This window comes from Pseudarthrobacter sp. 902506025 (assembly GCF_040702325.1).
GTDB lineage: Bacteria > Actinomycetota > Actinomycetes > Actinomycetales > Micrococcaceae > Arthrobacter.
In genome coordinates this window covers 662,995-681,272 of the sequence record NZ_JBFBKW010000001.1, presented here as the reverse complement: position 1 = coordinate 681,272, position 18,278 = coordinate 662,995, and the positions used below count along the sequence as shown (strand labels likewise).

At 66.5% G+C, this 18,278-nt stretch carries 18 protein-coding genes; 7 read left to right on the top strand and 11 right to left on the bottom strand.

The features are described 5' to 3' along the window. Positions 1 to 7: 7 nt before the first annotated feature. Together AB0280_RS03050 and AB0280_RS03045 are read left to right on the top strand one after the other, a co-directional pair. Positions 8 to 703, top strand: coding sequence for a class I SAM-dependent methyltransferase (locus AB0280_RS03050; protein WP_366366162.1), 696 nt, complete (start codon positions 8 to 10; stop codon positions 701 to 703). A 1-nt stretch (position 704) separates the two neighbouring features. Then, the gene (locus tag AB0280_RS03045; RefSeq protein WP_366366161.1) at positions 705 to 1,856 is read left to right on the top strand and encodes an FAD-dependent oxidoreductase; all 1,152 of its coding nucleotides are present in this window, start codon (positions 705 to 707) and stop codon (positions 1,854 to 1,856) included. A gap of 28 nt (positions 1,857 to 1,884) precedes the next feature. On the opposite strand, the gene AB0280_RS03040 is transcribed toward AB0280_RS03045, so the two are convergent. Beyond that, complete coding sequence (locus AB0280_RS03040; protein WP_224026108.1) at positions 1,885 to 2,298, bottom strand: nuclear transport factor 2 family protein; 414 nt, start codon at positions 2,296 to 2,298, stop codon at positions 1,885 to 1,887. Between the two features lie 53 nt (positions 2,299 to 2,351). On the opposite strand from AB0280_RS03040, the gene AB0280_RS03035 reads away from it, so the two are divergent. The 5 genes from AB0280_RS03035 (at position 2,352) to AB0280_RS03015 (ending at position 6,146) form a co-directional block, all read left to right on the top strand. Further along, positions 2,352 to 3,032, top strand: a complete 681-nt coding sequence (locus AB0280_RS03035; protein WP_307490702.1) for a peptide deformylase — start codon at positions 2,352 to 2,354, stop codon at positions 3,030 to 3,032. Positions 3,033 to 3,101: 69 nt separating this feature from the next. Continuing rightward, positions 3,102 to 3,983, top strand: coding sequence for a methyltransferase domain-containing protein (locus AB0280_RS03030; RefSeq protein ID WP_366366160.1), 882 nt, complete (start codon positions 3,102 to 3,104; stop codon positions 3,981 to 3,983). Between the two features lie 129 nt (positions 3,984 to 4,112). Then, positions 4,113 to 4,586 (top strand): NfeD family protein, encoded by a 474-nt coding sequence (locus AB0280_RS03025; RefSeq protein ID WP_366366159.1) that lies wholly within the window; start codon positions 4,113 to 4,115, stop codon positions 4,584 to 4,586. A gap of 22 nt (positions 4,587 to 4,608) precedes the next feature. Beyond that, positions 4,609 to 5,556, top strand: a complete 948-nt coding sequence (locus tag AB0280_RS03020) for an SPFH domain-containing protein (protein WP_159631972.1) — start codon at positions 4,609 to 4,611, stop codon at positions 5,554 to 5,556. A gap of 242 nt (positions 5,557 to 5,798) precedes the next feature. Further along, positions 5,799 to 6,146, top strand: a complete 348-nt coding sequence (locus AB0280_RS03015) for an RNA polymerase-binding protein RbpA (protein WP_026266052.1) — start codon at positions 5,799 to 5,801, stop codon at positions 6,144 to 6,146. 101 nt (positions 6,147 to 6,247) lie between these two features. Here the strand turns inward: AB0280_RS03015 and AB0280_RS03010 are convergent, their stop codons facing one another. The 10 genes from AB0280_RS03010 to pafA all read right to left on the bottom strand — a co-directional run bounded on the left by AB0280_RS03010 (position 6,248) and on the right by pafA (position 18,276). Then, positions 6,248 to 6,991 (bottom strand): polyprenol monophosphomannose synthase, encoded by a 744-nt coding sequence (locus AB0280_RS03010; protein WP_159631973.1) that lies wholly within the window; start codon positions 6,989 to 6,991, stop codon positions 6,248 to 6,250. Between the two features lie 95 nt (positions 6,992 to 7,086). Then, entirely contained in the window at positions 7,087 to 8,748 is a 1,662-nt protein-coding gene (locus AB0280_RS03005) for an amidohydrolase (RefSeq protein WP_366366157.1), read from the bottom strand. A gap of 59 nt (positions 8,749 to 8,807) precedes the next feature. Then, on the bottom strand, positions 8,808 to 11,729 hold the full coding sequence (locus AB0280_RS03000) for a DEAD/DEAH box helicase (RefSeq protein WP_366366156.1): 2,922 nt from the start codon (positions 11,727 to 11,729) through the stop codon (positions 8,808 to 8,810). Positions 11,730 to 11,749: 20 nt separating this feature from the next. Then, on the bottom strand, positions 11,750 to 12,544 hold the full coding sequence (gene tatC / locus AB0280_RS02995) for a twin-arginine translocase subunit TatC (protein WP_224026104.1): 795 nt from the start codon (positions 12,542 to 12,544) through the stop codon (positions 11,750 to 11,752). A 48-nt stretch (positions 12,545 to 12,592) separates the two neighbouring features. Then, positions 12,593 to 12,865 (bottom strand): Sec-independent protein translocase subunit TatA, encoded by a 273-nt coding sequence (tatA, locus tag AB0280_RS02990; RefSeq protein WP_159631977.1) that lies wholly within the window; start codon positions 12,863 to 12,865, stop codon positions 12,593 to 12,595. 32 nt (positions 12,866 to 12,897) lie between these two features. Further along, the gene (locus tag AB0280_RS02985) at positions 12,898 to 13,242 is read right to left on the bottom strand and encodes a hypothetical protein (protein ID WP_224026103.1); all 345 of its coding nucleotides are present in this window, start codon (positions 13,240 to 13,242) and stop codon (positions 12,898 to 12,900) included. Between the two features lie 10 nt (positions 13,243 to 13,252). Further along, positions 13,253 to 15,238, bottom strand: a complete 1,986-nt coding sequence (locus tag AB0280_RS02980) for a helix-turn-helix transcriptional regulator (RefSeq protein WP_366366155.1) — start codon at positions 15,236 to 15,238, stop codon at positions 13,253 to 13,255. A 114-nt stretch (positions 15,239 to 15,352) separates the two neighbouring features. Then, entirely contained in the window at positions 15,353 to 15,748 is a 396-nt protein-coding gene (locus tag AB0280_RS02975; protein ID WP_159631980.1) for an FKBP-type peptidyl-prolyl cis-trans isomerase, read from the bottom strand. Between the two features lie 64 nt (positions 15,749 to 15,812). Then, positions 15,813 to 16,781: an FKBP-type peptidyl-prolyl cis-trans isomerase gene (locus tag AB0280_RS02970; RefSeq protein ID WP_275180126.1), complete on the bottom strand. Its 969-nt coding sequence runs from the start codon at positions 16,779 to 16,781 to the stop codon at positions 15,813 to 15,815. Between the two features lie 130 nt (positions 16,782 to 16,911). Beyond that, a complete protein-coding gene (pafA, locus tag AB0280_RS02965) occupies positions 16,912 to 18,276 on the bottom strand; it encodes a Pup--protein ligase (RefSeq protein WP_159631981.1) in 1,365 nt (454 codons plus the stop codon). Positions 18,277 to 18,278 lie beyond the last annotated feature (2 nt).

Here is an 18,278-nt window from a genome sequence, read left to right as displayed (position 1 = left end):
CCAGGCCATGGGGATTCTGCTGCGAACGCGCGCCGCCGGGGACATCGAGCAGATGGACCGCACGGACTGCGATGAAGAGCTCCTGGACAATACTTACCGGCAGTTTTGGGTCATCAACCGGGTGTTGTCCGGCTGGCGGGGCCTGTACAACAGGGAACTGCGCACCATCGTCAAACCGGACAAAAGCCCCGTGACCGTCCTGGACATCGGGTCCGGCGGCGGCGACCTCGCCATCATGCTGGCCCGCTGGGCACACCGGGACGGCACGTCCATGCACGTGACCGGCATCGATCCGGATCCCCGCGCTGCCGCCTTCGCCGGCCGGCGCGCCCCCATGCCCGGCGTCGAATTCCGCCAGGCGCACAGCCGTGACCTGGTCCGCGAAGGTGCCAGGTTCGACGTCGTGATCTCCAACCACGTGCTGCACCACCTCCAGTCCGGGGAGCTCAAGCAACTGCTGGCAGATTCGGAATCCCTCGCCGGCCACAAGGCGCTGCACAACGATCTCATCCGCAGCACCATCGCATTCTCCCTCTTCGGTGTGGCCGCGCTGCCGTTCCGGAGATCCTTCATCCGGGAAGACGGGCTGACGTCCATCCGCCGCAGCTACACCCATGCCGAGCTTGCCGCAGCCGCTCCCCCGGGGTGGTCCGTGGAGCACTCATCGGTCTTCCATCAGGTCCTGGCCTGCCGGAAGGGCTGAGATGGATGCCGATGTCCTGATCGCCGGCGGCGGTCCCGTGGGCCTGTACCTGGCGGCCGCGCTGCTGCAGGAAGGCGTTTCGGTAAGGGTCTTTGAGCAACGGCAGCAGCGGAACCGGCATACCCGGGCCATCGGCATCCACCCGCCGGCCCTGGAGGCCCTGGCCGCCGTGCGCGTGGCCTCTGCCATGGTGCAGGAGGGTGTCCGCATCCGGTCCGGCATGGCGGTGAGCCGCGGGAAGACGGTGGGCACCATGGCGTTCGACGACGTCTCCAGGGACTTTCCGTTCGTGCTGGCACTCCCGCAGTACAGGACGGAGCAGTTCCTGGAAGAGCGCGTCCTCGCCCTGGACCCCGGGGCAATTGTCAGGGGTGCGAAAGTCACCGGTGTCAGCGACGACGCCGGCACGGTCACCGTCGCGGTGGATGCCGGCGCGGGTGCCACGGGTCCCGGCCGCAGTGCGACGGGGGCTTTGCTGGTCCTGGCCGACGGTGCCCGGTCACGGCTGCGGGATGCGCTCGGGGTCCCGATGGTCCGGAAGACGTATCCCGACCACTACCTCATGGGGGATTTCGACGACGGCACGGACTACGGGGACAAAGCTGTCCTGTTCCTTGAACCGGACGGAATCGTTGAGTCCTTCCCGCTGCCCGGTGGCGTCCGGCGCTGGGTGGTGCGGCTGGGTGCGCCGGCCGGACCGGCGGCCGGGTGTGGCGATCTCGCGGAGCTGGTGCACAGGAGGACCGGGATTCGCCCGGATCCGGCCACGAACTCCATGCTCAGCGCCTTCAACGTGCAGTCCGGTATCGCCCAACGGACGGTCGCCGGACGGACGGTGCTGCTCGGTGACGCGGCCCACGAGATCAGCCCCATTGGTGGCCAGGGCATGAACCTCGGTTGGCTGGGCGCCCGGGACCTGGTGCCGGTGGCCTGCGCGGCACTGGCCGGTGAAGATCCGGGCACTCAACTCAGGCACTTCGAGCAGAGCCGGCGGCGGGCTGCCGTCCTGGCACGCCGGCAGGCCGAAATCAACATGATGCTGGGCAGGCCGCTGCCGGGCCCGCTCCTGCGGATGCGTACCGCCGGTGTTGCCGCGGCCGCCGCAATTCCGGCAGTGAACCAGTGGGCCGCCAGGCGTTTCACCATGAACTAGCGGCCGCACCACCGACCGGTTTGCCGGGTTACCGGAAGTAGCAGTCGTAGCTGTCCTGGCTCACGATCACGCCGTTGCTGACCTCAAAGACGGACGAGGTCCTGGCCCGGATTGTCTCGCCGCGGTCCCAATACCGCAGATCCATCAGCACTGTGGCAGACCAATCCGCCTCCACCACCACCCGGCCGCCTTCACATGTGGTCCGCCGGACAGTGAACTGCTGGTCCTCCACCACGTCGCGGCTCTGGTCAGCACCGGCCAGCACCGCCGCCAGCGTCCGCGTGGAGCCTTCCGGGGCCAACAGGTGCGGTGCTTCCGTCAGCACGAACTCTGCAGAGAGGAACGGCCGGATGTCCGCCGCCCCGCCACCCGATTCGAGGACCCGGATGAATTCAAGGACGTGTTCCAGCGGGGACGCTGCAGGGAGCGGATCTTCAGCCATGGAGTAGACCCTACCCAACGTCCCCGCCCGCCCTCCGCCAGTAGGCTGTCCCCATGACCCAGACTGTTCCCCCAACCACCGCCGGCGCCGGCCAGATCCGTGAGATTGTCGAGCGGATCCTGGCCGCCGGATCCCTCCCGCCCATCGTCCAGGCCGGACACCCGGCGCTCCGCCAGCGTGCCGCGGACTTTGACGGCCAGCTGTCAGCGGACCAGCTGGACCGCCTGATCGGGATCATGCGGCAGGTCATGCACGAAGCGCCCGGCGTGGGCCTTGCCGCGCCGCAGCTGGGCATCCCCCTGCGGCTCGCCGTCCTGGAGGACCAGTTCGACATCGATCCCGCTGCCGCTGCCCTGCGCAACCGGAGTCCGCTGGATTTCCTGGCCATCCTCAACCCCCATTACACGCCGCTTGGGGAGGAGCACGCGTCGTTCTATGAGGGCTGTCTTTCCCTCAATGGGCTGCAGGCGGTGGTGGCGCGTCCGGAGGCCGTGCTGCTGGAGTACGCAACACCCGACGGCGCGGCGGAGCGGCGTGAGTTCTCCGGCTGGCAGGCGCGCATCGTGCAGCACGAGACGGACCACCTCGACGGCATCCTGTACATAGACCGCGCCCAGCTTCGCTCTTTGAGCAGCAATGCCGAATACGCAGCGCACTGGGCAGAAGCGGGCATTGACAAGGCACGGGAAGGGCTGGGTTTCGACGACGGCCCTGCGGGGATCTCCCTCGGCTGACGGTCACCGCTTCCCTCCGCATGCAGGGCGGGCAGGGCTGAATACCCGGCCCGCCCTAAACTGGTTCCCATGCCTTCCGCGGACCTTCCCCTCCTGTGCCCCGTCTGCTCACGTCCGCTGGAGTACCTGGAAGCGGAGGCCACGCGCCAGCCGCGCCTGCTGTGCCCGTCCGGGCACAGCTTCGATGCCGCGCGGCAGGGCTACTTCAACCTGCTGGTGGGCAAAGGCACACCTTTCGAACCGGACAGTGCCGCGATGGTGGCGTCACGGTACGCCTTCCTGGGGAACGGGCACTACGGGCCGCTGCAGCAGGCCCTGGCCTCCGCCGTCGTACCCGTCCTGCGGCCGGAAGGCGCGGTGGTGCTTGACTCGGGAACGGGGACCGGACACTATCTGCGGGCAATCCTCGATGCTGCAGCTGCCGGGGGGCGGAAGGCTTCCGCCATTGGCCTGGACATCTCGAAATTCGCCCTCAGGCGGGCTGCCCGCCTCAACCCGGAAGCCGTGAACCTGGTCTGGGACATCTGGCGGCCGCTGCCGGTGGCGGACAACTCGGTGGACGCGGTCACCGTGGTCTTCGCACCGCGGAACCCCGCCGAGTTCGCCCGGGTCCTGCGCCCGGAGGGGGTGCTGGCGGTGGTGACACCGCGGCCCGGACACCTGGCGGGCATCGCGGCCGTGACCGGAATGCTTGGCATTGAAGAGGGCAAGGATGAGCGGCTGGCAGAGGCGATTGCCGGGCACTTCGAGCCCGAAAAGGCCCTGGACGTGGACATACCGCTCAAGCTGGGCCGCGCAGCCGCCGCGGACCTGGCGTTCATGGGACCGGCGGGCCACCACCTTGACCGGGACAAGATCGCCGCCCGCCTCGAAGACTCACCGGAACCGGTGGAAGCCGACGCAAAATTCAGGCTGTCCGTGTTTCGGCCTACTGCCCACGTCGCCCCGTAACGACTTGGCCACTATCCCCCGGCACCCGCTGTGAACCGGCCCACAGGCCAGGTCCGCGGACTAGGATGAAAAGACAGTTGCTGGCGGGTCCGCGGACGCGGCTCCCCCGTGACGAAGGGGGAAGCAGGAATGTTCGAATGGCTTGGGGAAAACTGGTGGGCGTTGTGGCTCACGGCTTTCCTGGCGTTTGCAGTGATCGAGATGATCACCCTTGACCTGTTTTTCATCATGCTTGGCGGCGGATCGCTCGCCGCACTGGTAGCCGATTTTGCCGGCGCCGAGGCCTGGCTCCAGGTAGTCATCTTCTGCATCGTGTCGCTGCTCATGGTGGCCTTTGTCCGGCCCGTGGCACTGTCCCACCTGAAGAAGGGCCCCTCCGAGCAGCGAACCAACGTGGACCGTCTGATCGGTGAGCCGGCCGTGGTGATGGAGGCCGTGACGTCCGACGGCGGCCTGGTGAAAATCGGCGGCGATATATGGAGTGCGCGCTCCGCTGCGGGAGTGCTTCCCGCAGGACAGACGGTGGTCGTAGCGGCCATCGACGGCGCAACAGCAGTGGTTTCGGTACCGCCCACGGCGGCCACCGGGCCTGATACAGCCTGACAATTGGGGAACAAGGAGTTGTATGGAAAACGCAGGCGGAACCGCACTGGCCATCGTGCTGGTGGTTCTGATCGTCTTTGTCATCATAGTTTTGGTCCGGTCCGTCCGGATCATTCCGCAGGCCCGCGCCGGTGTCGTTGAACGGCTCGGCAAGTACCAGCGGACACTCAATCCGGGCCTGACCATCCTGATTCCTTTTGTGGACCGGCTCCTGCCGCTCCTGGACCTGCGTGAACAAGTGGTGTCCTTTCCGCCGCAGCCGGTCATCACCGAGGACAACCTGGTGGTGTCCATCGACACTGTGGTCTACTTCCAGGTGACGGACCCGCGGGCGGCCACGTATGAAATCGCCAACTACATCCAGGCCGTGGAACAGCTCACCACCACCACCCTGCGCAACGTGGTGGGTGGCCTCAACCTGGAGGAAGCCCTCACGTCGCGGGACCAGATCAACGGACAGCTGCGCGGCGTCCTGGACGAGGCCACCGGCCGCTGGGGCATCCGCGTTTCACGGGTGGAACTGAAGGCCATCGATCCGCCCCACTCCATCCAGGACTCCATGGAGAAGCAGATGCGTGCCGAACGCGACCGGCGCGCAGCAATCCTCACGGCCGAAGGTACCAAGCAGTCGGCCATCCTCACCGCCGAGGGGCAGCGCCAGGCGTCAATCCTGGCCGCAGAGGGCGAAGCCAAGGCTGCCATCCTCCGGGCGGACGGCGAATCGCAGGCCATCCAGAAGGTGTTCGACGCCATCCACAAGGGAAACCCGGACCAGAAACTGCTGGCCTACCAGTACCTGCAGACGCTGCCCAAGCTCGCAGAAGGCTCCGCCAACAAGCTCTGGATCATCCCGAGCGAAGTCGGGGAAGCCCTGAAGGGCATTGGCAACGCCCTCGGAGGCACCAATGCGGAAGGCACAGCCGGCAAGCCGCTCTTCCAGGACGCACCCACCGAACGCGCCCAGCCATAAGCTGAACGGGAAAACGGGGAGGGCTTGGCGGTTGACGCCGAACCCTCCCCGTTTTGTTCCAACAGTGATAACCAACGTATAATTGGGTATTTGTCCGGCAGGAGACTACCAGCTGGAACAACCAAGCTTCGCAATGCGTTGAATCCTATGATGCAGCACAGTGCACAAAGTAGTCCGGCGGTGCCACGGCGCCACCGGCTAGCGCGGAGATTTCATCCGCGAACCGACCAGAGGGAGAAATCATGAGCGATCGCAGCCTGCGGGGCATGCGCCTTGGTGCGCAGAGCATGGAGACCGAGTCCGGAGTTGAGCCGGCTCCGCGCCAGCGGGTCGAATACCGTTGCGCGGATGGCGAGCAGGTCTTCGTCACGTTCTCCTCCGAGGCGGAAATTCCCCCGGTGTGGGTCTCCAAGACCGGTAAGGAAGCGCTCCTGGTTGACGGCGAAAAGCCGGACACCAGCAACGACAAGGCAGTCCGCACCCACTGGGACATGCTGCTGGAACGCCGCTCCCTGCCTGAACTCGAACAGATCCTCGAGGACCGCCTGACCATCCTGCGCGAACGCCGCGGAGAGCGCCGCTCGGCATAAGGCCAGCCGCCAAAAAAGGGGCGGCCCCGCACGAAGGTGCGGGGCCGCCCCCTTTTTTTTGGCACCGCCCGGACATCGTCAGCGGCAGCAGTCCCGCGAGGCTATGCCTGCTTGTTCTTCAGCTTTCCGGCCAGCGTGTTCCAACGCGCGGCCAGACCCCATTTGGTGACGTTGATCATGGCTTCGACCACGATGTTGCCGCTCATCTTGGATGCGCCGAGCTCCCGTTCGACGAAAGTGATGGGGCGTTCCTCGATGCGCAGGCCCAGTTTGGCCACGCGCCAGGCCAGGTCCACCTGGAAGCCGTAGCCCACAGAGTCCACCTGGTCCAGGTTGAGCTTTTCCAGGGTGGTCCTGCGGAACGCGCGGTATCCGCCGGTCACGTCCCGGATCGGCAGGCCCAGCATCAACCGGGCGTAGGTGCTGCCCACCCGGGAAATCGCCTGGCGGTACAGCGGCCAGTTGACCACGCTGCCGCCGGGGACCCAGCGCGAGCCCATGGCCAGATCTGCGCCCTGTTCCACGGCTTCAAGCAGTTGGGGAAGCTGTTCCGGCTGGTGGGAACCGTCTGCATCCATTTCCACCAGGACGTCGTAGCCGGCATCCAGGCCCCACTTGAAACCTGCGATGTAGGCAGCGCCCAGGCCTTCCTTGCCCTTGCGGTGCAGGACGTGGACCTGGGAGTCCTCGGCAGCGAAGCCGTCGGCAAGTTGGCCGGTGCCGTCAGGGCTGTTGTCATCGACCACCAGCACGTCCGACGCCGGAACGGCCTTCCGCAGGCGCTGGAGCGTCTTGGGCAGCGATTCCAGTTCGTTGTAGGTGGGAATGATCGTAAGGACGCGCACAGAGGGCCTTTCCTGGTGGAAGTGGTCGGTGCACCTGGTGCCGGGCATGCCGGCCGCAGGCGCAACTCCCCATTATAGGGCGGAGGATTCCCGGGTCAGGAACGCAGGGCCGGGCTGGCGAACAGTTCGGCACCGTCTTTTACGGTTTGCAGGCATACCGGGTCTGAGCCCGTGTCCAGCGCCGGCAGCAAGGGGGTCCTGGCGCGCGGATCGGTGCTCCAGGACTGAACGCGCCCGTCAGCCACCTGGACCATCAGTTCCTCCACCTCCCATACGGCAAAACTCGCGGGAGCCCCGGGCACCAGTTGCCCGGCCATGGGGTTAGGGTGCCGCGCGGCCCGCCAGCCGGCCCGGGTGTGGCCCAGGAAGGCTGCCCGCGCAGAAATACGCTGGTCCGGGTTGTGGTGTTCCACGCAGGCGCGCACGCTGGACCAGGGACGCAGGGGCGTGACGGGGCTGTCGCTGCCGAAACAGACGGGAACTCCGGCCGAGTAGAACGCGGCGAACGGATTCATCGACCGGCTTCGGTCCCCCAGCCGCTGCTCGTAGAGGCCACCGGGGCCGCCCCAGGCAGCGTCGAAGGAGGGCTGTGCGCTGACGGTCACGGAGTAGTGCGCCAGTCTGGCCACGGCTTCGGCATCGGCCATCTCCACGTGCTCAAACCGGTGGCCTGCGGCGCGCACCCGCTGCTCCCCCACTTCCCTGGCGGCACGGTCCAGCGCTTCGAGCGCAGCATCCAGTCCAGCGTCACCAATCACGTGGAACCCGCCCTGGATCCCGGCAACGGAGCAGGCGGCAAGGTGGGCTGCTGCCTGGTCCACGCTCAGGTACAAGGTGCCGCGCTCCTGTCCGGCATCGCTGTAACCGGCGCGCAGGGCGGCGGTGCGCGAGCCCAGGGAACCATCGATGTTCAGGTCTCCTGCAAGGCCCCGGACTCCCGCCCCCAGCTCTGCCACCAGCGCGCGGGCCTGCTCCTCGGAGGAGACCAGCCCGCCCCAGTACGGCATGACTTCGGGAAAACCGGACTCCCCGGTTCCGGCGGCGTTCCATGCTGCCGCGAGCCGCAGGTCTTCGGCGCCGCCGATGTGCGGTGCACCCATTTCGGCCAGGGCGACGTAGCCGTTGGCGGCCGCTTCCGCCAGGGCCCGGGCCTGGAGCCGCTTCAGCTCATCCTGCGGCAGCTGCCGGGTCGCCAGCCGTGCTGCCTCGTGGGCGGCCCGCGTCACCCGGGCGCCGCCGTCGTACCCGTCCCGGTTCTGAAGGTCCGCGGACTGTGCCAGCGACGTTGACACCAGCGCCGAGTGCACGTCCACCCGGGAGAGATAGACCGGCCTGCCTCCAGCGGCCCGGTCGAGTTCTTCTGCACTGGGCAGGGCCGGGTCCGCCCAGGTGGCCTCGTCCCAGCCGTGGCCGAGCACCGGTCCATTCCCGGCGGCCCCGGCGACTGCGTCCAGCACTTCCCGGGCCGACTTGAGCGTTCCCAGCTGGAGTGACTCCAGGGCGATTCCGGTCTCGGTCAGGTGCATGTGTGAGTCAACGAAGCCCGGCGCAACCAGGGCGCCGCGGAGGTCGATGACTTCCATGGAGCTGTCGGCAATGGACGAAGCCGCCTGCTCCGATCCGACCCAGGCAACAGTGTCCCCATCCACAAGCATTGCCGTGGCGAACGGGTCAGCCCCGGTGTACACGGATCCGTTGCGGTACAGCACCGGGGCGGGACGGTCGGCGTTGCGGGGTGCGGGATCAGGGCGGGGCATAAAGGCAGGACTCCTGGGATAGTGCAGGCCGGTTGCAGCCGGCAAGGGGTGAGGTGTGACTAGAGGACGGACGAGTAGGCCACGACGCCGCGGCGGATGAGGTTGATCGCTTCGGCGCAGAGCCGTGCCAGGCGCGGATCGAGGCCGGGGATCTTGGCGAGCTGGTCCAGCAGGTCCACCACCTGCTTGACCCAGCGGACAAAGTCACCGGCGGCAAGGTCGGTGCCGCTCAGGACGTCCTGGAGGTGGCGTCCGCGGGCCCACTTGTACAGGGGCCAGACAAGTCCGAGTTCAGGTTCGCCGGTCAGTGGAAGCTTGTTCTCCTCCTCCACGTCTTCAAGGACGGACCATTCCTTGACCACGATGTCCACGGAGGTCTCCAGGGAGACGCTGGGCATGCGCGGCCGCAGGCCCCGGTCTTCGCGTTTGGCCTGGTAGACCAGCACGCTGGCCAGGGCAGCGACTTCGGCGGCGTCCAGGTCATCGAACGCGCCGAGCCGCAGCGACTGTGAGATCAGCAGGTCCTTCTCGCCGTAGATCCGGCGCAGCCGCTGGCCGTCCGGGCTGATGTTCAGGCGGCCGTCGCCGGTGTCTTCGAGGTATCCGTAGGCGGACAGGACGTCGCACACCCGGTCGAAGGTTTTGGCGATCGTGTTGGTGCGGCCCTGGATCTGGCGGACCAGGCCATCCGTTTCACGCCGCAGTTTCCACCACCGCTCCGACCACCGGGCATGGTCTTCGCGTTCGCTGCATCCGTGGCAGGGGTGTGCCTTGAGGGCCCGGCGCAGTTCGGCGATGCGCCGCTCCTGGTTTGGAAAGGCGGCTCCGCGGCCGAAATCGTGGTTGCGGTTCTGCCCGGGAGCAGGCGGCCGGTTCTCGCGCAGGGCGTTCCGTGCGCTGGAGGCAAGGTCCCGCCGGGACTTGGGCACCTTGGCATTGAAGGATTTGGGAATGCGGATCCGGGTAACCGGCGCGATGGGTCCTTCCAGGTCGTCGGTTCCTATCCGGCGCAGCTGGTTGTCCAGGGTGAGCACGGCAGGCCGGGGTTCGCGGCTGCTGTGGTCAGAGCTGAGGACGACGGCGGGCCCCGGGGCGCGCCCGCCGGGAACGTTGACCACGTCCCCGGGCAGGAGGCGCGCCAGGGAGTCGTCACTGAGTGACTTCTGGACCCGGGACTTGGTCCGGGAGGTGGCACTTTCGGCATCGGAGAGTTCCCGGCGCAGCCGGGCATATTCTGTGAAGTCGCCCAGGTGGCAGGTCATGGACTTGGCGTAGCCCGCGAGGGACTCCTCCCGGCTCCGCACTTGCCTGGCAAGCCCAACCACCGAGCGGTCGGCCTGGAACTGGGCGAAGGACGATTCGAGGATTTCCCGGGCCCTGGCCCGCCCAAACTGTGCCAGGAGGTTGATGCTCATGTTGTAGGTGGGCCGGAAACTGGAGTTCAGCGGATAGGTCCGCCGCGACGCAAGGCCTGCCACCGCCGTCGGGTCCGTCCCCGGCTGCCACAGCACCACGGCGTGGCCCTCGACGTCGATGCCGCGCCGCCCGGCCCGGCCGGTGAGCTGGGTGTACTCGCCCGCGGTGATGTCCACGTGCGCTTCCCCGTTGAACTTGTCCAGCTTTTCCAGGACCACCGAGCGGGCGGGCATGTTGACGCCCAGGGCGAGGGTCTCAGTGGCGAAAACGGCCTTGACCAGGCCGTCGGCGAAAAGCTTTTCCACCACCTCCTTGAAGGTGGGCAGCATGCCGGCATGGTGGGCTGCGAAACCCCGGAGCAGGCCGTCCCGCCACGTCCAAAAACCCAGGACGTCGAGGTCGTCCGGCGGGATGTCCTGCCCGGCCTCGTCCACCCGCTGGGCGATGATCCGCTGCTCCTTCTCTGTGGTGAGCCACAGGCCCGAACCGACGCACTGCGCCACGGCCGCTTCACAGCCGGCACGGGAGAAGATGAAGGTGATGGCAGGCAACAGGTCCATCCGGTCCAGGCTGGCGATCACCTGCGGACGGCTGGCGGGGCGGACCCCGGTTTGTTCGCTCCTGCCCGGGCGGTCATAACCGTTGCGGCCGCGCTGGCCGCGGCGGCCGGCGCCGGGACGGCTGCGGAAGCTTTGCTGGCTTTCGCTGCGGGCAACGGTGAGGAGGTCCGGGTTGACGTCGAAGCCGCGGCCCTTGGCGGTGTCGACGGATTTGCCGGGCGTGGCAGGCTGCCGGCCCTCTTCCTCGACGGGCGGGGCGATCTCGTCGAAGGTGGTCTCCCCGGCGAAAAGGTCCATGATCTGCCGGCCCACCATGACGTGCTGCCACAGCGGCACCGGCCGGTGCTCGGAGACGATGATGTCGGTGTCCCCGCGGACGGTGTCCAGCCAGGCGCCGAACTCCTCGGCGTTGGAGACGGTTGCACTGAGCGAGGCGACCTGGACCTCGCTGGGCAGGTGGATGATGACTTCCTCCCACACCGCCCCGCGGAACCGGTCAGCCAGGTAGTGGACTTCGTCCATGACCACGTAGCCGAGGTCCTCCAGGGTGGCAGAATCCGCGTACAGCATGTTCCGGAGGACTTCGGTGGTCATCACCACCACCTGCGCGTCGCCGTTGATGCTGGTGTCGCCGGTCAGGAGGCCCACATTTTCTGCACCGTACTTTTCGCTGAGTTCAGTGAATTTCTGGTTGCTGAGGGCTTTGATGGGGGTGGTGTAGAAGGCCTTCAGGCCCCGCTGCAGGGCGAGGTAGATGGCGAACTCCCCCACGATGGTCTTCCCGGCTCCGGTCGGGGCCGCCACCAGGACTCCCCTGCCTTCCTGAAGCGAACGGCACGCCTGCCGTTGAAAGTCGTCGAGTTCGAACTCCAGGGTCCGGATAAAGGACCCAAGGTACGTGGCCGCCTCTGCCCTGCGCTCGGCGCTGGCACGGTATCTCTCGGCTGGAGAAAGTTCTTCAGGATCGACGGGGCCGGTGGAGAAGGGTCCGGTGGTGGAGGACATACCCCAAGCCTAGCGGCACGCTACAGCTTCTTGAGTTCACTGCCGGGGGTGGCGATATCGGCTGTGGCCTCGGTCTCTTCGACCTGCCGGGCTTGCCGGCGTTCGCGGCGTTTGTCGTTCATGATGCAGATGCCGATCGCTGCAAAGAAGAGCGCCAACAGCGGTCCGGCCAGCATGAACATCGAAATGGCATCGGCACCCGGCGCTGCGATTGCTGCCAGGACAAACACCAGGAAGACCGTGATGCGCCAGGCCTTCAGAATGGTGCGGCCCGAAACGATGCCCGCCATGTTGATGCCAACCAGCACTACGGGGACCAGGAAGGCCAGTCCCAGCATCAGCACCATGCGGGTGACGAATTCGATGTAGGTCCTGGCGTCGATGACGCTGGAGGACCCCTCCGGAGTGAACTGGGTCAAGGCGTGGACCACCTGGGGAACCACCAGCCACCCCACCCAGATTCCGGCAAGGAACAGGGGGATGGCAGCAGCCATGTAGCCCAGGGTGTAGCGGCGTTCCTTGGACGTCAGCCCGGGCGTGATGAACGCCCAGAGCTGGTAGATCCAGATGGGGCTGGAGATGACCGCCCCGATGAGGAGCGACATCTGCAGCTTGAAGTCGAAGGGCGACGCGATGGTGCCGAAGTTGATGGCCGCCAGGCCCCCGGTCTCACTCGAAATCCGGTTTACCGGTTCGGCCAGCGCCTTCAACAGCGGATCGTAAAGTATCCAGCCCCCAATACCGCCGATGACGACGCCGATGGCCGACTTGATTAGCCGGTTCTTCAGCTCCTTGAGGTGCTCCCAGAGGGACATCCGCCCCTCGGGATTGGCTTTACGGGCCCGCGACAGTGCCACGGGAGGTCAGGCGCGGGTTGACGGCGGAACGTCAGTGCCGTCTGTCGGCTCACCGGGCTTCGCCTTGGGGTGGTTCACGATGGTGCCTTCCATCGGGCCGGTGGCCTCGGTGGAGTCGGCTTTGCCGTCGTTCTTCATTTCCTTGACCTCGGATTTGATGATCCGCATTGACTGTCCCAGGCTGCGGGCCATGGCCGGAAGCTTGGGGGCGGCGAAGAGAAGCAAAGCAACGACGATAATGATTACGATCGGCCAGGGGCCATCAAAGAGTCTTCCCACGGGAAATCCTTTCCTCTAAATACATCCTACTTCTATGTGAAGTCGAGATCTCCGAGCGCCTGCGGCTGGCCCCGGTCCTTTTTGCGCTGCACTCGCCGGCGGCGGCGGTCTTCGCGCCGGGCCAATTTGGATGCCTCGTAATCATGTCGCATCACGGCGGGTGAGGCAAAAACGGCGGAACCCGGGAGCGGCCGTTCCGGGTCCGGGGATTCCTGTGCTTCGACCGGATTCAGGTGCCCCAGCTTCTCACCGGCAGCACTGAGGTCCTTGACGGTCGCCATGAACTGGCGGAAGAGACGGATGCCCAGCAGGACATAGAACAGCAGGGACACTGCGACGAGCGAAACCCATATGAGAATCCAGGACCACCAAGGCATGCTGAGAAGTCTATCCGGCGTACCTGTCCAGCGATGCCGCCAGCCAGTCCCGCGCGGCGTCAGCCAGCCCGGCAGGAGCCAGGATCCGGGCCGAACCGCCGTGCTGGGCCACGAACATCGGCAGCCACGCGGTGCTGCCGAACCTGATCTGGGCCACCAGCCCGCCGTCGGGCAACTCTGCGGTGCGCTCGGCGTAGTAGTCGTCCGCCAGCCCCCTCCCCTGCCGGGTGAGCTGGACGGTGACTGTTGTGTCGTCGTCGTTCGCTGTGAAGAGTTTGGCCGGAACGCCGCCATCGGGCGGCCCGTGCACGGTGGCGGGCCGGCCATTGGGGCGCACGTCCTGGACCCGGTCCAGCCGGAAATTCCGGAGCCCGTCCACCAGGTGGCACCAGGCTTCGAAGTACCAGGTGTTGTCCAGGGAGTACAGCCGCAACGGGTCGACGTCGCGCTCGGTAACCTCGTCACGCTGGGGTGAGAGGTAGCTCAGGCGGAGCTGCGCGCCGGTCCCGATTGCCTGGCGGACCGTGGCATGGGTCGCGGCGTCCGCGGGAGCCACCTGCGGCCCCGCGATGGAGGCGGCGCGGAGTCCTTCCTCCCCGGCCGCGGCCAGCAGCTTCAACGTGACCGATTCGAGGGCGCCGCCGCCGGGCAGGTCCGGCAGCCCATTGAGCGTCTCAAGGCCGGTCAGCAGGGCGCACGCCTCCGCCACCGTGAACCGGACCGGCTTCTTCAGGTCAAGGTCCTGGGTGATGAAGACGTGGTCGTCCTCCCACTGGATATCGAGCAGATCATCCGGGTACCCCTCGGGCAATCCGGAGCAAATGAGGATCCGGAGGTCTGCCTCCAGCTCTTCCCGGGTGACGCCGAAGTGCTTCGCCACGTCCTGGATGTGCAGGCCCTGGTTGTGGACCAGGAACGGGACCAGCTGCAGCATGCGCTTGAGCTGGTCCTCCGAGGTCCCCTTCCGGGCTGCCCGGGGACGGGTATCGGAGAAGGCATAGGCGGGGACGGGCGCGGCGGTGAAGTCCGCTGCAGCCTGCAGGCGGCGCCGCACTGCCCCTGCCAGCTCTGCGGGCTCCACTGCCAGGGCGTCGGGTCCGTAGCTGGCCAGCTCTTCGGCGAGGACTTCCGGATCGCGGTATTCCACGACCAGCCGGTCGTCGCCGTCGGCGGGCCGGCCGGGAACCTGGTGCCGGCCGCCTTCAACGGCCCGGCTGCGCAGCGCCAGCAGGCGCCCCTGCCTGACGTCCACGACGGCGGTGCGCAGCGGCAGTTCAGGCAACCGGTCGAGTTCGGCGCGGATGCTGAAGTTGGCGGGCGGAACGTACTGCTCCCTGTCGAGGGTTGTCACGGCGCTCGTGAAGCGGGACAGGCGGAAATGCCTGGGCGCGTTTCGGCCGCGGTCGTATCCCATGAGGTACCACTGGCCGAACCGGCTGCCCAATCCCCAGGGCTCTACAGACCGTTCCTCCTCCTTGCCGGTGCTTCCGGCGAGGTACGTGAAGGTGACTGGATGGCGGCCGTGCATGGCTGCGACGACGTCATCGAAGGCCTGTCCGGCCGGCTTGATCCGTGGCTGGACGCCGGCCGGGAGTTCCACCTCGGCCAGCCTTCCTGAGGCCTGGAGCTTGCGGAGGGCGCTTTGGGCAGCGGTCCCCAATGCGGCGCGCTCCCAAAGTTGGGAAGCGAGCAGGAGGACCGTCCATTCGTCCGGGCCCAGCTGGACGTCCGGGAGGCGGCTGGACTCCTTGCCGATGCGGTACCTGGTGGTGGCCGGGTCATCCTCGCTCCAGCCCAGGTCCGTCAGGGTTTCCACCTCGAAGCCCATGGCCCTCAGGTCGTTTTTGTCCCGCTCGAACATCCGCCCGAAGGCGACGTCATTGCCGGAGGTGTCGTGGTAGACCTTCTCGCGCAGTTCGCTGCGGCGCAACCCGTAGCGGGTGTTGAGCAGCGCAATCAGCAGGTTGAGGAGTCGTTCAGTGCGGGATACGGACACCTTGGTTACGTTACTAAACTCCCCCGGTGAAAGCAGAAAGCGCGGCAGCGCGGGAGGTTGTCCTCCCTGCTGCCGCGCTTCACGGTGCGATAAGTTTCCGCGTGTGCCGTCGACTTAGCGGACGGCCACGAGGTCCACGACGAAGATCAGTGCCTCGTTGGGGGCGATGGCTCCGCCGGCACCGCGCGAGCCGTAGGCCAGCTCGGAGGGGATCTCCAGGCGGCGGCGGCCGCCGACCTTCATGCCCAGGAGGCCCTGGTCCCAGCCCTGGATGACCTGGCCGACGCCGACCCTGAAGTCCAGCGGTGCGCCACGGCCCCAGGAGGCGTCGAATTCTTCGCCTGTGGACCAGGCAACGCCGACATAGTGGGTGGAGACGGTGTCCCCTGCCTTGGCTTCCTTGCCGTCACCCTCGATGAGGTCCGTGATGACGAGTTCCGTGGGGACGTCGCCTTCCGGGAAGTCGATCTCGGGCTTCTGGCGGTCGAATTCCCGCTGTCCAAACGACATGCTTGCTCCTATTGAGTGAGTGGTGATGGGTGCCGCGAAGGACGCGGCGTCCCTGTAAGTCTTGCTACTTGACCCCGAGGATGTCCACTACGAAGACCAGGTCGCCCTTCGCCTGGCCCTGGCCGGCGTCTCCGTAGGCCAGGTCCTTGGGGATGACCAGCAGGACGCGGGAGCCCACGGTCTTACCCGCGAGGCCCTGGGTCCAGCCCTTGATGACGCCCGAGAGCGGGAAGGTGGCGGGCTGGCCGCGGTCGAAGCTGGAATCGAACTTGGTGCCGTCGGAGAGGTTGACGCCCACGTAGTTCACTGTCAGCGTGTCGGATTCCTTGACGGTGGCGCCCGTGCCCTTGATCAGGTCCTGCGACACGAGTGCCGTGGGGGCGGGTGCACCTGCAACGTTGATCTCAGGTACACCGTCTTTTTCCGTCACGGTCGGCAGGCCGGCCGGCGGCGTCACGGCGTCGCCCTGCGGCTTGTCCAGGACGGGAGTGGGGTCCGAAGCGGAGAGTACCTTGATGATCAGCAGCTGGGTGGGTGCAGCTGCGGCACTGGGGCTGGGGCTGGCGCCGTCGGAGGGGCTGGGGCTTGCCGAAGGAGCACTCTGCTGGCCGGGGACGGCCAGGGCAAGGCTTGAACCTACTTTGGCACCCACGAAAGCGTTGTAGATGACGGCGCTGCCGGTTTTGAGCTCATCGTTCAGCTCAAGGCTTTCAGGCTCGTTGGGGAAAGTGTCCTCCAGCTGGGAACCGTCCGTACCGTTCAAGGCAAGGATGGAGATCTTGGCCACCTGGTTTGCCTTGACGGTGTCGCCGCTGCCTTCAGAGACCACTTTGATGGTCGGCTGGGAAACGGCCAGGGGCTTGTCGAAATCCACACCCGGGGCCTTCTTGTCCCCGTTGTCGGTCAGCTTGAGGGAGTCGAACTTTGCAGTCTCCCCGGCGGACTGGCTGCTCGGCTGGGGCTGCGGGGCTGTACCGCCGCAGGCGGTCAGGAGCAGCAGGCCGGGAAGGAGGATTGCTAGTAGTCGGCGCACGTAGTAAAACTTTCGTCGGGGCAGGGTGGAGACGGCTTTCCGCCAGGCGGCGGACAATGCCGTGGGAGGCCCCCTTAAAAGGGACCTTATCAAGAATAGACCCTGAAGCTGGACGTCAGCCCGGAGCCGATCAACCCATGGAGTCCAGCAGCGCATCCACCCGCTCGTCGACGCTGCGGAAGGGGTCCTTGCACAGGATTGTCTGGTGGGCACGGTCGTTGAGTTTCAGGTGCACCCAGTCCACGGTGTAGTCCCGCCCCAGTTCCTGCGCACGCCGGACAAAGTCCCCGCGCAGTTTGGCGCGGGTGGTCTGTGGCGGCGCATCCACGGCACCCTTTATGACGGTGTCGTCGACAATGCGGCGCACCGCACCCCGGGACTGCAGGAGATAGAAAAGCCCCCGGCTGCGCGAAATGTCGTGGTACGTCAGATCAAGCTGGGCGATCCGCGGCGCCTCCAGGCCCAGGCCGTGGCGTTCGCGGTAGTTGTCCATCAGCTTCTTCTTGATGGCCCAGTCGATTTCGGTGTCGATCCCCCGGGTATCGCCGGACTCGATCGCATGGAGCGTCCGCTCCCACAAGTCCAGGATCACGGGAACGTGCGGGTTGTGGGCGCCATGCTCCTTGACGAAGGCGGTCACCTTGGTCAAGTACTCCTGCTGGATCTCCAGGGCGGTGAGCTGACGTCCGTTGGCCAGGCGGACCAACGCGCGGCCGCTGAGGTCGTGGGAGATTTCCCGGATGCTGCGGATGGGGTTTTCCATCCGCATGTCCCGCATGATCACGCCGGCCTCGATCATCCGGAGGACCAGGTCCACGGTGCCGACCTTCATCAGCGCGGTGGCCTCGGACATGTTCGAGTCCCCCACGATGACGTGGAGCCGCCGGTAGAACTCGGCGTCGGCATGCGGCTCGTCCCGGGTGTTGATGATGGGCCGGGAACGGGTGGTGGCGGAAGAGACGCCTTCCCAGATGTGGTCGGCCCGCTGGGAGAAGGCATAGGTGGCACCGTGGGGCGTCTTCAGGATCTTCCCTGCGCCGGCGATGAGCTGCCGGGTGACCAGGAACGGAATCAGGATTTCAGCCAGGCGGGAAAATTCCCCGCGCCGCGGAATCAGGTAATTCTCATGGCTGCCGTACGAGTTCCCTGCGGAATCGGTGTTGTTCTTGAACAGGTACACGGTGCCGTTGAAGCCTTCAGCGGCAAGGCGCGCCTGGGCCTCATCCACCAGGTCGTCAAGGATGAGTTCGCCGGCACGGTCGTGGGCGATCAGCTGCGCAAGGTCATCGCACTCCGCCGTCGCGTACTCGGGGTGGGATCCGACGTCGAGGTACAGCCGGGAACCGTTGGTGAGGAACACATTGGAGGAACGCCCCCAGCTGACCACCTTCCGGAACAGGTACCGCGCCACCTCCTCCGGGGCAAGAGGCCTCGAGTCGGGGCTCGAGTAGGAGATCCCAAACTCGGTTTCGATGCCGAAGATTCTCTTGTCCATGT

Excerpts from the sequence above, each read along its gene's own strand:
- AB0280_RS03050 (WP_366366162.1), top strand. The coding sequence starts at position 8 with ATGGGGATTCTGCTGCGAACGCGCGCCGCCGGGGACATCGAGCAGATG.
- AB0280_RS03045 (WP_366366161.1), top strand. The coding sequence starts at position 705 with ATGGATGCCGATGTCCTGATCGCCGGCGGCGGTCCCGTGGGCCTGTAC.
- AB0280_RS03040 (WP_224026108.1), bottom strand. The coding sequence starts at position 2,298 with ATGGCTGAAGATCCGCTCCCTGCAGCGTCCCCGCTGGAACACGTCCTT.
- AB0280_RS03035 (WP_307490702.1), top strand. The coding sequence starts at position 2,352 with ATGACCCAGACTGTTCCCCCAACCACCGCCGGCGCCGGCCAGATCCGT.
- AB0280_RS03030 (WP_366366160.1), top strand. The coding sequence starts at position 3,102 with ATGCCTTCCGCGGACCTTCCCCTCCTGTGCCCCGTCTGCTCACGTCCG.
- AB0280_RS03025 (WP_366366159.1), top strand. The coding sequence starts at position 4,113 with ATGTTCGAATGGCTTGGGGAAAACTGGTGGGCGTTGTGGCTCACGGCT.
- AB0280_RS03020 (WP_159631972.1), top strand. The coding sequence starts at position 4,609 with ATGGAAAACGCAGGCGGAACCGCACTGGCCATCGTGCTGGTGGTTCTG.
- AB0280_RS03015 (WP_026266052.1), top strand. The coding sequence starts at position 5,799 with ATGAGCGATCGCAGCCTGCGGGGCATGCGCCTTGGTGCGCAGAGCATG.
- AB0280_RS03005 (WP_366366157.1), bottom strand. The coding sequence starts at position 8,748 with ATGCCCCGCCCTGATCCCGCACCCCGCAACGCCGACCGTCCCGCCCCG.
- AB0280_RS03000 (WP_366366156.1), bottom strand. The coding sequence starts at position 11,729 with ATGTCCTCCACCACCGGACCCTTCTCCACCGGCCCCGTCGATCCTGAA.
- tatC (WP_224026104.1), bottom strand. The coding sequence starts at position 12,544 with ATGTCCCTCTGGGAGCACCTCAAGGAGCTGAAGAACCGGCTAATCAAG.
- AB0280_RS02985 (WP_224026103.1), bottom strand. The coding sequence starts at position 13,242 with ATGCCTTGGTGGTCCTGGATTCTCATATGGGTTTCGCTCGTCGCAGTG.
- AB0280_RS02975 (WP_159631980.1), bottom strand. The coding sequence starts at position 15,748 with ATGTCGTTTGGACAGCGGGAATTCGACCGCCAGAAGCCCGAGATCGAC.
- pafA (WP_159631981.1), bottom strand. The coding sequence starts at position 18,276 with ATGGACAAGAGAATCTTCGGCATCGAAACCGAGTTTGGGATCTCCTAC.